This is a genomic window from Stenotrophomonas sp. AR029, from assembly GCF_047520695.2.
GTDB lineage: Bacteria > Pseudomonadota > Gammaproteobacteria > Xanthomonadales > Xanthomonadaceae > Stenotrophomonas > Stenotrophomonas sepilia.
In genome coordinates, this window is sequence record NZ_JAXBQQ020000002.1 from 80,286 (window position 1) to 95,012 (window position 14,727).

A 14,727-nucleotide genomic window follows, 5' to 3' on the forward strand; every position below is an offset into this window, starting at 1 on the left:
GTTCATGGCCATGCCGGCCATGAACGCACCGGACGACCCGAGGTTGCCGGCCAGCGGCCGGCACTACCGGTAGGGGCGCGAACAAAAAAGGCGGCCCTGCGGCCGCCTTTTTGTGAATCACTTGCCCTTGACGTGCTTCATCAAGCGCCGCTTGGCCTTGACCTGCCGCTCGGTGAGGACGTTCTTCTTGCCCTCGTACGGGTTGGTACCCTCGCGGAAGATGAAGCTCACCGGCGTGCCGATCAGCTTGAAGCGCTTGCGGAAGAAGTTCTCCAGGTAGCGCTTGTACGACTCCTGCAGTTCCTTCAGGCGCGTACCGTGCACGATGAAGGTCGGCGGGTTGGAACCGGCCGGGTGCACGTAGCGCAGCTTGGAGACGTGGCCGCGAATGGTCGGCGGCGGGTTGGTCTCGTAGGCCACTTCCAGCGCCTTGTTCACTTCGCTGGTGGTGAAGGTCTTGTTCGCCGATTCGTGCGCGCGGTGCACCGCGCGGAACAGCTCACGCAGCCCCGAACCATGCTTGGCCGAGATGCGCACCGACTCGGCCCACGGCACGAAGCCCAGCTTCAGCGACAGCATGGTTTCCGCCTGCTCGCGCTGGTACTCGGTCAGGCCATCCCACTTGTTGATGGCGATCACCAGCGCGCGGCCGGCGTCGAGCACGGCACCGAGCACGGTGGCGTCCTGGTCGGTCACGCCTTCGGTGGCGTCGAGCATCAGCACGGCCACCTGGCACTGCTCGATCGACTGCATGGTCTTGACCACCGAGAACTTCTCGACGACCTCATCCACGCGCGAACGACGGCGCAGGCCGGCGGTGTCGATCAGGCGGTACTCACGGCCGTCGCGCTCCAGGTCCACCGCGATCGAGTCGCGGGTGGTACCCGGCACGTCGGAGGCGATCATGCGCTCCTCGCCGAGGATGCGATTGACCAGGGTCGACTTGCCCACGTTCGGGCGGCCGACGAAGGCGATGCGGATGCGGTTCGGGTCGTTGTCCAGCTCTTCGCCGCTGCCTTCTTCCGGCAGGCGCTGGATCACTTCGTCCAGCAGGTCGTCCAGGCCCTGGCGATGCGCGGCCGAGACGGTCAGCATCTCGCCGAAGCCATAACGGGCGAACTCGGAACGCACGCTGTCCTCGTCGGTGCCGTCGATCTTGTTGATCAGCAGCAGCGTCGGGCGCGACAGCTTGCGCAGCCAGGCCAGGATCTCGTCGTCCAGCGCCGAGGTGCCCTCGCGGGCATCGACGACGAACAGGATCAGGTCGGCTTCGGCCGCGGCCGCACGGGCCTGGCGCGTGGTGGCGCCGGCCAGGCCTTCGTCTTCCCCGGCGATACCACCGGTATCCACGACGAGGAAATGGTTGTCCTCGTCGAGGCGGCAGACACCGTAGTTGCGGTCGCGGGTGACGCCGGGCTGGTCGTGGACCAGCGCGTCACGGGTGCGCGTAAGCGCATTGAAAATAGTCGACTTGCCGACATTCGGCCGTCCAACCAGGGCGACCAGAGGCAGCATCGCGATTACTCCAATTTTTTAGTTTGCCAACCGGAAGGCGGTCAGCTTGCCATCCACGTTCTGCACCAGCAGCACACCGTCTACGACGACCGGCTGGGCCAGCAGGGCGTCGCCGCCACTTTTTGCCCGTGCCGCCATCGCACCATCGGAGGCCTGCAACCAGTGCACGTATCCCTTGTAGTCACCGACCACGACGTAGTCGCCGTGCAGTGCCGGGCCGGTCAGGGAGCGACGGGCCAGTGCCGTCTGCGACCACATGGCTGCGCCGCTGGCCTTGTCCAGGCCGAACACGCCGCCCTTGTTGTCGGTCACGAACACATTGCCCGACGACACCGCCACGCCACCTGCGCCGCCATGGTCGCGCGCCCACAGCGGGCGACCGGTCGGGCCTTCGATGGCCATGGTCTGGTTCTTGAAGCTGCTCACGTACAGGGTGTTGCCATCGAGCACCGGTGCGCCGTCGACGTCCGCCATGCGCTCCAGCTCGGTGCGGCCTTCGCCGTTGCCGAGGTTCTGTTCCCACAGCGTGCGGCCATCCTGCTGGGCCAGGGCCGCAACCGCGCCCTCGTCCTTGCCGATGAACAACACGCCCGGGCCGGTCACCACCGGCGCGTTGCCGCGCACGGTCAGCGCCGGCAGCTCGCTGGGGTTGAACCACTTCTGGGTGCCGTTGCCGACATCGAAGGCGGTCACACGACCGTCGTTGCTGCGCACGTAGACCATGCCCTGGGCAACGGCCGGCGCGGCGATGACTTCACCCGGAACACGGGCGCGCCACTTCTCGCTGCCGTCGTTGATGTCCAGCGCGATGACCTGGCCATCCAGCGTGCCGATCACGACCAGGTTCTCACCGACACCCGGGCCGCCGGACAGGCGCAGCTTGGCCTTCTTCTTTTCCTTCTTCGGCTCCCAGGTCCAGACCTTCTTGCCGGTCTGCAGGTCGATGGCGTGCACGCCACCGGTGATCGCCGCAGCGAACACGTGGCCGTTGGCCACCGCCGGGCCCTGGCGCACACCGATGCGACGCTCGCCCTTGCCGAGGTTGACCGACCAGATCTTGCTGACCTTCACGGTCGGCTCGAACTTGACCAGCTCAGCCGGTTCCTGTGCCTTCTTCGCCGCCGCGTCCTTGCCAGCGAACCAGCCCTTCATGGTGCCGCAGCCGGTCAGGGCCATGCCCATCAGGAGCACGGTGGCGACGCGGGTGATCATGACCTTCTGACTCATCAAACCGACTCCGCAGGGGCGGCAACGGTGCCGCCGGCGTCCATAACCTTGGTTTCCAGCAGGCGCCGCTGCGGCGCTGCCACGTCCAGCGTCTTCAGCGCCTTCTCGTACTGTACGCGGGCGTCGTCACGCTTGCCCTGCGCCATCAGCGCATCGCCATGGATTTCCAGGCTGCTGCTGTCGGTGGCGCTGCCCAGCAGCTTGATGGCCTCGTCGCTCTTGCCGGTGGCCACCAGCAGGCGGGCCACACGCTGGTCGACCACGCGCTGCAGGTCGCCTTCGACCTTCACGTTGCGCAGGGTGGCCAGTGCCTCTTCGTTCTTGCCGGCGTCGACCTGGGCCTTGGCCAGCTGCAGCGCCGCGAGGTCGCCGTAGATGCTGGACGGACCGGCTTCGAGCGCCTTGACCGCCTTGGCGGCGTCGTCGAGCTTGTTCTGCTGCAGGCCCTGCAGGGCCTTCTGGTACTCGACATTGGCCGAGGCCAGCTTGCTGCCCTGCTCCTTCTGGTACCACTGCCAGCCAGCAATGGCACCGATGGCGATGACTACGCCACCGAGGATGCTGGCGCCATTCTTCCGCAGCCAGCTGCGGACGCGTTCACTTTGTTCGTGCTCGTCGAGCAGATCGTCGATCGCCATGCGTACTCTCGCCCCGCCCGTCGGGAGGGACCATTGGGTTTAATCGAAGGTGGTGAAACCGCGCCTCAGTGCGAAACCGGGACTACGGAGCCTTCAGAGGATACCTGAAAGCGTGCCACGTTGGCTCGCTGGTAGGGGGTCAGATCGACGATAGCGCCGTTCTGCTGAACCTGGACCGCCGAGGCGTTGCCCAGGGTCACCCGGGTCACCTGGCCCGGCGTGAAGCTGCGGGTCTCGCCGGACTTGATCAGTGCCTTCTCGACGGTGCTGCCGTCCGGGCCGCCGATGTCGACCCAGCTGTCGCCGCTGAACTGCATTTCCAGCGCATTGCCGGCAGCCGGGGCCGGCGCCGGGCGCGGCACCGGGGCCAGCGAGGCGACGTAAGGGGTGGCCGCCGGCTTGCTGGCCGGGGCCATGGCCGCTTCGGCCGGGGCGGCCGTCTCGCTACCGGCTGCGGACGGCGTGACCGGCACGGCGGCCGGGATCACGTCCAGCGAGGCGGTGCTCGGCGACGGGGTCGCGCTGCCGTCGAAGTGGCCACGGGTGGCGAACCACACCGGCACCGCCAGCACGGCGGTGATGCCCACATACAGCGCGCGCCGGCCGAGGTTCTCGGCAATGCGGCGCGCACGCGGGGTATGGGTATGGCTGACCAGGGTGGGCGGAACCACCGGGCCGACCTGGGCCTGTTCCAGCAGCTCGCCCACGTCCACGTCGAGCAGGCGCGCATAGCTGCGCAGCTGGCCGCGCACGAACACCGGCGCCCCCAGCTTCTGCCATTGTTCCTCTTCCAGGGACTTGACCACCTGGACCGGCATGCGCAGGCGCGAGCCGACATCTTCGAGGGTCAGTCCGGCCGCTTCACGGGCCTGGCGCAGGCGGGTGCCGCAGCCGGCCGCAGTCTCGAGAGCGCTCACAGTCTGGTCATCAATCACAATGCATCAACCCTGGAGTTAGGAGCCCGCATCCTGCGGAAATTCCTGTCGAATCCGCTGCAGATAGCGATCAGATGCCGCCCGATCGCCCAGCCTCGCTTCGATTTGAGACGCAAGTTGTAACACGGAACGCGTTGCGGGTGCAGCCGCAATCCTACGTTCGGCGAACGCCCGGGCCTCCATGTAGCGGCCCTGGCGGAAGCTCAGCTGGGCCATCGACTCCAGCGCAACCGGGTTGGCCGGCGCCGCGACGAGTGCCGCGCGCAGGTCGCGCTCGGCACGTTCGAGCTGCCCAGCGTCCAGTGCGCAACTGCCGGCATTGGCCTGCGCTTCGCCCGGGGTGGCATAGCCCGGCGCCTGCAGCGCCCGGTCGAACCAGACCAGCGATTCGGCCGGCTGGCCCTGCTGGCACAACCAGGCACCGTAGTTGTTGAGCACGTCCCCGCGCTGCGGCGCCAGCTCGGCGGCCTTGCGGAAATTCTCGCCCGCCTGGCGGGTGCGGCCACGACGGTCATCGATGCCGGCCTGCAGCACCAGCGCATCGGGCGCCTCGGGCGCCAGCTTCAGCGCTTCGCGCACCTTGCGCTCGGCGGCGTCGAGATTGCCGACCTGCAGGTCGCGGGTCGCCAGAGTCAACAGGTCGCGCCAGCGCACTTCGCGCCGCACGCTTTCCGGGTCAGCCACCGAATAGACCGGCGCCTGGCTCGGCCCAAGCTTGGCCTTGGGATGGGATTTGCAGCCGCCGACCGCAACGGCCAGCATGCCTGCGAACAGAACCAGCCAGAGGCGGTCAGGCCGCGGCATCGCTCCCCTTCCCCGCCTGCAGCGTCTTGTTGAACTCCGCCTGGCGGCGGGTGCGGTCCATCACCTGGCCCTTGAGCTGGCCACAGGCGGCGTCGATGTCGTCGCCACGGGTGCGGCGGACCATGGTCAGCACGTTGCTGTCGAGCAGGATCTTCTGGAAGGCACGGATGTGCGCTTCTTCCGAACGCTCGTAGCGGGTGCCCGGGAACGGGTTGAACGGGATCAGGTTGACCTTGCCCGAATCCTTGGCCTGCACCGCGTTGTCGAACTGGCGCATCAGGCGGGCCAGCTCCCGGGCATGCTCGGGCTTGTCGTTGATCCCCTTCATCAGGGTGTATTCAAAGGTGACCGACTCGCGGCGCTTGTTGGCGCGCAGGTAGCGTGCACACGAGGCCATCAGCTCGGCGATCGGGTACTTCTTGTTGAGCGGCACCAGCGTCTCGCGCAGCGCGTCGTTCGGCGCATGCAGCGACACCGCCAGCGACACGTCGCTTTCGGCAGACAGGCGGTCGATCTGCGGCACCAGGCCAGAGGTCGACAGGGTCACGCGCTTGTTGGCCAGGCCGTAGCCCAGGTCGTCGCGCATCACGCTCATGGCGCGCACGACGTTGTCGAAGTTCATCAGCGGCTCGCCCATGCCCATCATCACCACGTTGGTGAGGCGGCGCATCTGGTGCGGCACGTTGCCCAGGTGGCGTGCGGCAACCCACACCTGGCCGATGATCTCGGCGGTGGTCAGGTTGCGGTTGAAGCCCTGGGTAGCGGTGGAGCAGAACGTGCAGTTCAGGCCGCAACCGACCTGCGAGGACACGCACAGCGTGCCGCGGGTCTTGTCCGGGATGTACACGGTCTCGATGGCGTTCTTGCCATCCACGCCCATTGCCAGCAGCCACTTGTGGGTGCCGTCGGCGGAGGGCTTGTCGAACACGATGTTGGGAACCAGCACCTCGGCATGGGCCTGCAGCTTGGCGCGCAGGACCTTGCCGAGGTCGGTCATTTCATCGAAATCGGTGACGTAGCGATGGTGGATCCACTTCATCACCTGATGGGCACGGAACTTCTTTTCGCCGAGAACCTCGACGAAAAACTTCTCCAGGCCCGCGCGATCAAGGTCGAGCAGGTTCTGCTTGCCAGCCGTGGGTGCCGACTTCGGCAGCGGCTGGATGGCGGGGGACTGTACGACCTCGTTCACGGCATTACTCTCAGCGCGAGACGACTTCGGTGGCGGCGAAGAAGTAGGCGATCTCAATCGCGGCATTCTCGACCGAGTCCGAGCCGTGGGCGGCGTTGGCATCGATGGATTCGGCGAAGTCGGCGCGGATGGTGCCCGGCGCGGCTTCCTTCGGGTTGGTGGCGCCCAGCAGGTCGCGGTGGGCCAGGACGGCGTTCTCGCCTTCCAGGGCCTGGATCATCACCGGGCCGGAGATCATGAACTCGACCAGCGCGTTGAAGAACGGACGCTCGCGGTGCACGGCGTAGAAGCCTTCGGCTTCACGACGGGACAGCTGCTTGTACTTGGCGGCCACGACCTTCAGGCCGGCCTTCTCGAAGCGGGCGTAGATTTCGCCGATGACGTTCTTGGCAACGGCGTCCGGCTTGATGATCGAAAGGGTGCGCTCCAGCGCCATGGGATGTCTCCAATGGAATCGGGCCGCTGATGGCCCGAAGGGTAACATGAAAAAAACCCGCGTCGGGACGCGGGCTTAGCCTGATAAACGTAGGCGAATTGTAAAAGATAAAGCCGCGGCATGGTAGTGCCGGCCGCTGGCCGGCAACCCCGTCGCGGGCCAAGGGTCGGATTCCCGCAGGGGCTCTGACCCATTCCGGGGCCCACCGTTGGGGTCGGAGCCCCATTCGGGGATCCGACCCCACCCCATCGCATTCACCCACCTGAGTGAAATCTGACCGGCCCGGGCAGTTTTGCTGCACTGCAAAATGCCATACGCTACCGTCTGGTCCTAGTATCAAACAATCGTTTGATTAAGGTCCGCCCGCCGATGGCCAAACCCGCCCACTTCTCGACCAAGGACCGGATCCTCGGCGCGGCCGAGGAGCTGTTCGCCCAGCACGGCTTCGCCGGCACCTCGCTGCGCCAGGTGACCAGCCAGGCCGATGTCAACATCGCTGCGGTCAACTACCACTTCGGCTCCAAGGAAAACCTGGTCAACGAGGTGTTCCGCCGCCGCATGGACGAGATGACCGGCGCCCGCCTGTCACAGCTCGAACGTGCCCGCGCCGAGCACCCGGGCGAACTGCGCCCGGTGCTGGCCGCCTTCGTCGAGCCGGCGCTGGCGCTGGCCCAGGACCGCCAGAACGGCGGCGCCTTCGTGCGCGTGATCGCCCGCGCCTACGCCGAGAAGAACGACAACCTGCGCAAGTTCCTGTCCGACCACTACGGCCACGTGCTGCGTGCGTTCGGCAAGGCCATCGGCGAGTGCGTGCCGGACCTGAGCAAGGAGGAACTGTACTGGCGCCTCGACTTCCTGGCCGGCTCGCTCACCTATGCCATGGCCGATTTCGGGCTGATCAAGCGTCCCGCCGGTGTCACCGAAGCGGCGCATCGTGCCCATGCCGCCCACGAACTGATCCATTTCGCCGAAGCCGGGTTCCGCGCCGCCGCACGCGCCAGCGCCCTGCCCGCTTCCCTTTGATTCCACCCAGTAACTGCTGACCAACAAAGGCCCTACACCATGTCCAATTCCCTGCTAGTCCGCCGCGCCGCCGTGCTGGGTGCCGGCGTCATGGGTGCCCAGATCGCCGCCCACCTCACCAACGCCGGCGTCGACACCGTGCTGTTCGACCTGCCTGCCAAGGAAGGTCCGGCCGACGGCATCGTGCTGAAGGCGATCGCCAACCTGGGCAAGCTGAGCCCGGCGCCGCTGGCCAGCAAGTCGCTGGCCGAAGCCATCACCCCGGCCAACTACGAGTCCGGCCTGGAGCAGCTGAAGGACTGCGACCTGATCATCGAGGCCATCGCCGAGCGCATGGACTGGAAGCAGGACCTGTACAAGAAGATTGCGCCGTTCGTGGCCGACCACGCGGTGCTGGCCTCCAACACCTCGGGCCTGGGCATCAACAAGCTGGCCGACGTGCTGCCCGAACAGCTGCGCCACCGCTTCTGCGGCGTGCACTTCTTCAACCCGCCGCGCTACATGCACCTGGCCGAGCTGATTCCGGCCACCACCACCGATGCCGCCGTGCTGGAAGGCCTGGAAGCCTTCCTGGTCACCACCCTGGGCAAGGGCGTGGTGTACGCCAAGGACACCCCGAACTTCATCGGCAACCGCATCGGCGTGTTCTCGATCCTGTCCACCATCCACCACACCCAGCAGTTCGGCCTGGGCTTCGATGAAGTGGACGGCCTGACCGGCCCGCTGGTCGGTCGCCCGAAGTCGGCGACCTATCGCACCTCCGACGTGGTCGGCCTGGACACCATGGCCCACGTCATCAAGACCATGGGCGACACCCTGCCGAATGACCCGTGGCATGAATTCTTCAAGTCGCCGAAGTGGCTGGACGCGCTGATTGCCAAGGGCGCACTGGGCCAGAAGACCGGCGCCGGCATCTTCCGCAAGGTCGGCAAGGACATCGTCGTGCTGGACCTGGAGAAGCAGGACTACCGCCCGGCCGACCGCACCGCCGCCCCGGAAGTGGTCGAGATCCTGAAGATCAGGAACCCGGCCGAGAAGTTCGCCAAGCTGCGCGAGAGCCAGCACCCGCAGGCGCAGTTCCTGTGGGCGACTTTCCGTGAGCTGTTCCACTACAGCGCCTACCACCTGGCCGACATCGCCGAGACCGCGCGCGACGTCGACCTGGCCATCCGCTGGGGCTACGGCTGGTCGCTGGGCCCGTTCGAGACCTGGCAGGCCGCCGGCTGGAAGCAGGTCGCGCAGTGGATCGCCGATGACATCGTGGCCGGCAAGAGCATGAGCAACGCACCGCTGCCGGACTGGGTGTTCGATGGCCGCGATGGCGTGCACGCCGCCGAGGGCAGCTACAGCCCGTCGCGCAACGCCAAGCTGCCGCGTTCGTCGCTGCCGGTGTACCAGCGCCAGCGCTTCCCGGATCCGCTGTTGGGCGAACAGTTCGCGCCGGGCGAAACCGTGTTCGAGAACGACGGCCTGCGCATGTGGCACGACGGTGATGGCATCGCCGTGGTCAGCTTCAAGACCAAGATGAACACCGTGTCCGACCAGGTGCTGGACGGCCTGCAGGAATGCGTCAGCCGCGCCGAGAAGGACTTCCAGGGCCTGGTGATCTGGCAGCAGAAGGAGCCCTTCTCTGCCGGTGCCGATCTGGCCGGTGCACTGGGCCTGCTGCAGGCCGGCAAGGTCGACCAGTTCGAAGAAATGGTTGCCAACTTCCAGCGCACCAGCCAGCGCATCAAGTACTCGCTGGTGCCGGTGGTGGCCGCCGTGCGTGGCCTGGCGCTGGGTGGTGGCTGCGAGTTCCAGATGCACAGCGCCAAGACCGTGGCCTTCCTGGAAAGCTACATCGGCCTGGTCGAGGCCGGCGTCGGCCTGCTGCCGGCCGGCGGTGGCCTGAAGGAACTGGCCGTGCGCGCCTCGCAGGCCGCAGGCCCGGGCGGTGATGTATTCGCCGAACTGAAGAAGACCTTCGAGACCGTAGCGATGGCCAAGGTGTCCAACTCGGCGGTCAACGCCAAGGAACTGGGCCTGCTGCGCAGCACCGACAAGGTGGTGTTCAACAGCTACGAAGCGCTGCACATCGCCAAGGCCGAAGCTCGCGCCCTGGCCGAAGCGGGCTACCGTCCGCCGCTGCCGGCACGCCGCATCCAGGTGGCCGGTGACGTGGGTATCGCCACCTTCAAGATGATGCTGGTCAACATGCTGGAAGGCCGCTTCATCAGCCCGTACGACTACGAGATCGCCGAGCGCATCGCCACCGTGCTGTGCGGCGGCAAGGTCGACCGCGGCACCCTGGTGGACGAAGAGTGGCTGCTGACCCTGGAGCGCAAGCACTTCGTCGAACTGGCCCAGCAGGAAAAGACCCAGGCCCGCATCGCGCACATGCTGAAGACCGGCAAGCCGCTGCGGAACTGACGGAAGACATCGGTAGTGCCGGCCGCTGGCCGGCAACCTCTTCCAAACCCTATTCAAGAGATCACTGCAATGACCAAGCAAATCCAGGACGCCTACATCGTCGCCGCCACCCGTACCCCGGTGGGCAAGGCGCCCAAGGGCATGTTCCGCAACACCCGCCCCGACGACATGCTTGCGCACGTGCTGCGCAGCGTCGTCGCCCAGGCCCCGGGCGTGGACGTCAACCGCATCGATGACGCCATCATCGGCTGCGCCATGCCGGAAGCCGAGCAGGGCATGAACGTGGCGCGCATCGGCGTGCTGCTGGCCGGCCTGCCGAACACCATCGCCGCGCAGACCGTGAACCGCTTCTGCTCCTCCGGCCTGCAGGCCGTGGCGCAGGCCGCCGATGCGATCCGCCTGGGCAACGCCGACCTGATGCTGGCCGGCGGTACCGAGTCGATGTCGATGGTGCCGATGATGGGCAACAAGATCGCCATGGCACCGAGCGTGTTCGACAACGACCACGTCGCCATCGCCTACGGCATGGGCATCACCGCCGAGAAGGTGGCCGAAGAGTGGAAGGTCTCGCGCGAAGACCAGGACGCGTTCGCCCTGGCCTCGCACCAGAAGGCCATGGCCGCGATCCAGAACGGCGAGTTCAAGGACGAAATCAGCCCGTACGAGATCGTCTCGCACCTGCCGGACCTGGCCGACGGCCAGCGCATCATCACCCGCAACAAGATCGCCGACACCGACGAGGGCCCGCGCCCGGACTCCTCCGCTGAAGGCCTGGCCAAGCTGCGCCCGGTGTTCCGCAACGGCCAGTTCGGCGGCACCGTCACCGCCGGCAACTCGTCGCAGATGAGCGATGGCGCCGGTGCCGTGCTGCTGGCCTCGGAGCAGGCGATCAAGGACTACGGCCTGACCCCGCTGGCCCGTTTCGTCAGCTTCTCGGTGGCCGGCGTGCGCCCGGAAGTGATGGGCATCGGCCCGATCGCCGCGATCCCGAAGGCCCTGAAGCAGGCCGGCCTGACCCAGGACCAGCTGGACTGGATTGAACTGAACGAAGCCTTCGCCGCGCAGTCGCTGGCAGTGATCCGCGATTGCGGCCTGGACCCGAGCAAGGTCAACCCGCTGGGCGGCGCGATCGCCCTGGGCCATCCGCTGGGCGCGACCGGCGCGATCCGTACCGCGACCCTGCTGCACGGCCTGCGTCGTCGCCAGCAGAAGTACGGCATGGTGACGATGTGCATCGGCACCGGCATGGGTGCGGCGGGTATTTTCGAGGCGCTGTAAGGTTCAAAGCGTTGCCGGCTGATTGTTGGTTGGCTGTGGGGCCCGGGTGGGTGAGGCTGCCCGGGACACGCCGTAAACCCGTCCCTGGGGGCGTGGCAGCGGCATCCATGCCGCTGACAGTCCCGGTCAGCCTCACCCACCCGCGCCACCCGGCATTGCGCTCGGCGGAAGGGTGAGCAAAGGCAAGGCAAGAGCCGGGGTCAGAGCCCTTTGCTGCGCACGGGGATCTGACCCCAACAAGCAAAAAAGGCAGCCATTGGCTGCCTTTTTTGCTTTGCTTCTGCCTTTGATTCCGCCCTTCCCGTCCGCGCCCGCAGGAAACTGTCGAGAGGCGCGGGCAGTCCGCTGCAGGACCGTTGGCGCCATGGATGGCGCCATCGAGCCCCCAGGGATGGGTTTACGGCGTGTCCTGCAGCGGACTGCCCGCGCCTCCCCCACTTTGGCAGGAAGGCGCTGACGGAGCGCTTGATAGAACCCTTATTCCGCCAGCATCGCCGCCAGCTTCTCCCGCGCCGGGCCGGCCAGCTTCGGGTTGTCCAGCGCGAAGCGGATCGTCGCCTCCACCAGACCCAGGTGCGTACCGCAGTCGAAGCGGGTGCCCTCGAAACGATAGGCATCGACTTCTTCGGTCTTCAGCAGCTCGGCAATCGCATCGGTCAGCTGGATCTCGCCGCCGGCACCGGTCTGGGTCTGTTCCAGCAGTTCGAAGATCTTCGGGCTCAGCACGTAGCGGCCGACCACCGCCAGGTCACTCGGCGCGTCCTCCGGCTTCGGCTTCTCGACGATCTGCGAAATGCGGCCCTTGCGGCCATCGAACGCCTCAGTGGCGACGATGCCGTAGCTGGCGGTCTTTTCGTGCGGCACGTCTTCGACCGCGATCACGCTGGCACCGCTGGCCTCATTGAGGTCGGCCATCTGCTTCAGCGCACCGGCACCGCGATTCCAGATCAGATCGTCGGGCAGCAGCACCGCGAACGGCTCGTCACCGATCACAGCCTTGGCACACAGCACTGCGTGCCCCAGGCCCAGCGCCTCGGCCTGGGTCACGAAGATCGCGCGCACGCCGTTGGGCAGCACATGCCGGATCAGCTCCAGCTGCTCCTGCTTGCCGGCGCGCTCGAGCTTCTGCTCCAGCTCGTAGGCCTTGTCGAAATAATCGGCAACCGCGTGCTTGTAGCGGTTGGTGATGAACACCAGCGTGTCGCAGCCGGCTTCGATGGCTTCATCAACGGCGTACTGGATCAGCGGCCGATCAATGATCGGCAGCATCTCCTTCGGCACAGTCTTGGTTGCTGGCAAAAAACGCGTTCCCAGTCCTGCCACCGGGAAAACTGCCTTGCGAATTCGCTTGCTCATTGGTGCCTGTTCGCCTCACGTGCCGGAAAGGGCACGACTTTAGCGGATGAAATGTAAGCATCCTGTTCGATTGGCGAGAATTCCGGCATCGTCGCAAACAGGATTTCCTGGATGCTGGCAGTGTCGTAGCTGGCAATCGCCTCACGCAGGCGCGGAACGTTGCCCAGCACCAGGTCGCGCGAGAACGTACGCACGCCGGCCTCGAGAATCTTCGGGTGCGCGGTCGAACGGTAGTCTTCGTCCGAATAGAACAGCGTCTCGTGCAGCTTCTCGCCCGGGCGCAGGCCGGTATAGATGATCTGGATGTCCTTGTACGGCTGCTTGCCGGTCAAACGGATCATCTGTTCGGCCAGCACGCGGATCGGCACCGGCTCGCCCATGTCCAGAGTGTAGATCGCACCATGCGACGCCGACGCGGCCGCCTGCAGGATCAGCTGGCAGGCCTCGGGGATGGTCATGAAGTAACGGCTGACTTCCGGGTCGGTGACCGTGACCGGACCACCGCGCAGGATCTGCTCGCGGAACAGCGGCACCACGCTGCCGGCCGACGCCAGCACGTTGCCGAAACGCACCGTGACGAAACGGGTGTGCGTGGACTTCTGGTCCAGGCTCTGGCAGATCATCTCGGCGTAGCGCTTGCTCGCACCCAGCGCATTGACCGGGTCGACCGCCTTGTCCGTGGAAATGAACACGAAATGCTCCACGCGGGCTTCCAGGCACGCGCGGGCGACGTTTTCGGTCGCCAGGATGTTGTTGCGCACCGCTTCGCGCAGCTGGCGCTCCAGCACGGGCACGTGCTTGTAGGCGGCCGCATGGAAAGCGGTATCGACCGGGTGCAGCGACAACGCATGGCGAATCACCGCCGGGTCACCGCAGTCGCCCAGCACCGCCTCGATCTCGACATCGGGGAAGCTGCGCCGCAGCTCGCCCTCGATGGTCAGCAGCAGCAGCTCGCTGATCTCCAGCAGGATGATGCGACCTGCACCGTGCCGCGCGCACTGGCGACAAAGCTCCGAGCCGATCGAACCACCGGCGCCGGTGACCATCACAGTGCGCCCACCCAACCAGCCGCGGATCAGGTTCCAGTCCGGCATGATCGGCTTGCGGCCCAGCAGATCCTCGATCGCCACTTCCTTCAGCTGGCCCGGCAGCGACTGGCCCTGCAGGATGTCGCTGAGCTTGGGCACGGTACGGAACGGAACGCCGGTGCTTTCGCAGATCGCGACAACACGCTGCATGCCTGCGGCGTCCAGTGACGGCATGGCAATGACCAGCAGCTTGGCAGCGGTCTCGCGGACCACTGTCGGGGCGTCATCCAGGGTGCCGAGGATCGGCAGGCCCTGCAGCTTGGCACCCCGCAGGTGCGGTGCATCGTCGAGCAGGCCGACCGGCTCGAAGTTGCCGGAACGACGCAGGTCGCGCACCAGTGTTTCCGCCGCCTGGCCGGCGCCGAGGATCAGCACGCGGCGGGCGCTGGAATCGGACTGCAGGGCCTGATAGTCCTTCCAGGCCCGGTACAGCAGGCGCGGTGCGCCCAGCAGGGCCGACAGCGCGAACGGGTAGATCACCAGCACCGACATCGGCACGCCGTCGAAGCGCTTCCACATCAGCACAAGGACGATGGCGACCATGCCGATGAAGCTGGCCTTGAAGATGTTCAGCAGGTCGCTGACGCTGGCGAACCGCCACAGCCCGCGATACAGGCCCACGCGCCAGAACACCAGGCCCTGCAGCAGCAGGACCAGGGTGGTATCGACGTTCCACAGGGGCAGCGCCGGAGCGTTGGGCAGGATCGAGTAACGCCCTGCATGGAGCAACTGCCAGCATGCCCAGACCATGAAAAGGTCGTGGCAGACGATGGCCGAACGCGGCATCAGGCCGAGGATTCTGTCCCGCCAGGGTGAAGCCATA

Annotated in this window: 12 protein-coding genes; 3 read left to right on the top strand and 9 right to left on the bottom strand. The window is 66.4% G+C overall.

Annotated features, from left to right (window positions below; translation table 11 throughout):
* Positions 1-117 precede the first annotated feature (117 nt).
* The 7 genes from der to ndk form a co-directional block, all read right to left on the bottom strand.
* Positions 118-1,515, bottom strand: coding sequence for a ribosome biogenesis GTPase Der (gene der, locus ACM0PB_RS06820; RefSeq protein ID WP_005413118.1), 1,398 nt, complete (start codon positions 1,513-1,515; stop codon positions 118-120).
* An 18-nt stretch (positions 1,516-1,533) separates the two neighbouring features.
* Positions 1,534-2,742, bottom strand: a complete 1,209-nt coding sequence (gene bamB / locus ACM0PB_RS06825) for an outer membrane protein assembly factor BamB (RefSeq protein WP_005416243.1) — start codon at positions 2,740-2,742, stop codon at positions 1,534-1,536.
* Positions 2,742-3,380 (bottom strand): YfgM family protein, encoded by a 639-nt coding sequence (locus ACM0PB_RS06830; protein ID WP_014036903.1) that lies wholly within the window; start codon positions 3,378-3,380, stop codon positions 2,742-2,744. Before ACM0PB_RS06830 ends, bamB begins: the two co-directional genes overlap by 1 nt.
* 65 nt (positions 3,381-3,445) lie before the next feature.
* Positions 3,446-4,315, bottom strand: coding sequence for a RodZ domain-containing protein (locus ACM0PB_RS06835; protein WP_088496168.1), 870 nt, complete (start codon positions 4,313-4,315; stop codon positions 3,446-3,448).
* An 18-nt stretch (positions 4,316-4,333) separates the two neighbouring features.
* Positions 4,334-5,119: a type IV pilus biogenesis/stability protein PilW gene (pilW, locus tag ACM0PB_RS06840; RefSeq protein ID WP_111201352.1), complete on the bottom strand. Its 786-nt coding sequence runs from the start codon at positions 5,117-5,119 to the stop codon at positions 4,334-4,336.
* Complete coding sequence (gene rlmN, locus ACM0PB_RS06845) at positions 5,106-6,311, bottom strand: dual-specificity RNA methyltransferase RlmN (protein ID WP_005409296.1); 1,206 nt, start codon at positions 6,309-6,311, stop codon at positions 5,106-5,108. Before rlmN ends, pilW begins: the two co-directional genes overlap by 14 nt.
* A 10-nt stretch (positions 6,312-6,321) precedes the next feature.
* Complete coding sequence (gene ndk / locus ACM0PB_RS06850) at positions 6,322-6,747, bottom strand: nucleoside-diphosphate kinase (protein WP_005409295.1); 426 nt, start codon at positions 6,745-6,747, stop codon at positions 6,322-6,324.
* A 369-nt stretch (positions 6,748-7,116) separates the two neighbouring features.
* Here ndk and ACM0PB_RS06855 point away from each other — a divergent pair, with 369 nt between their 5' ends.
* From ACM0PB_RS06855 to ACM0PB_RS06865, 3 genes are all read left to right on the top strand, one after another.
* Entirely contained in the window at positions 7,117-7,770 is a 654-nt protein-coding gene (locus ACM0PB_RS06855) for a TetR/AcrR family transcriptional regulator (RefSeq protein WP_005409294.1), read from the top strand.
* A gap of 39 nt (positions 7,771-7,809) precedes the next feature.
* Complete coding sequence (locus tag ACM0PB_RS06860; RefSeq protein ID WP_414604920.1) at positions 7,810-10,182, top strand: 3-hydroxyacyl-CoA dehydrogenase/enoyl-CoA hydratase family protein; 2,373 nt, start codon at positions 7,810-7,812, stop codon at positions 10,180-10,182.
* A 69-nt stretch (positions 10,183-10,251) separates the two neighbouring features.
* On the top strand, positions 10,252-11,460 hold the full coding sequence (locus tag ACM0PB_RS06865; protein WP_005409292.1) for an acetyl-CoA C-acyltransferase: 1,209 nt from the start codon (positions 10,252-10,254) through the stop codon (positions 11,458-11,460).
* 477 nt (positions 11,461-11,937) lie between these two features.
* Here ACM0PB_RS06865 and galU read toward each other — a convergent pair whose 3' ends face one another.
* Together galU and ACM0PB_RS06875 are read right to left on the bottom strand one after the other, a co-directional pair.
* Entirely contained in the window at positions 11,938-12,816 is an 879-nt protein-coding gene (gene galU, locus ACM0PB_RS06870) for a UTP--glucose-1-phosphate uridylyltransferase GalU (RefSeq protein WP_032954121.1), read from the bottom strand.
* Complete coding sequence (locus tag ACM0PB_RS06875) at positions 12,813-14,726, bottom strand: polysaccharide biosynthesis protein (protein ID WP_032954120.1); 1,914 nt, start codon at positions 14,724-14,726, stop codon at positions 12,813-12,815. Before ACM0PB_RS06875 ends, galU begins: the two co-directional genes overlap by 4 nt.
* Position 14,727: the final 1 nt, after the last annotated feature.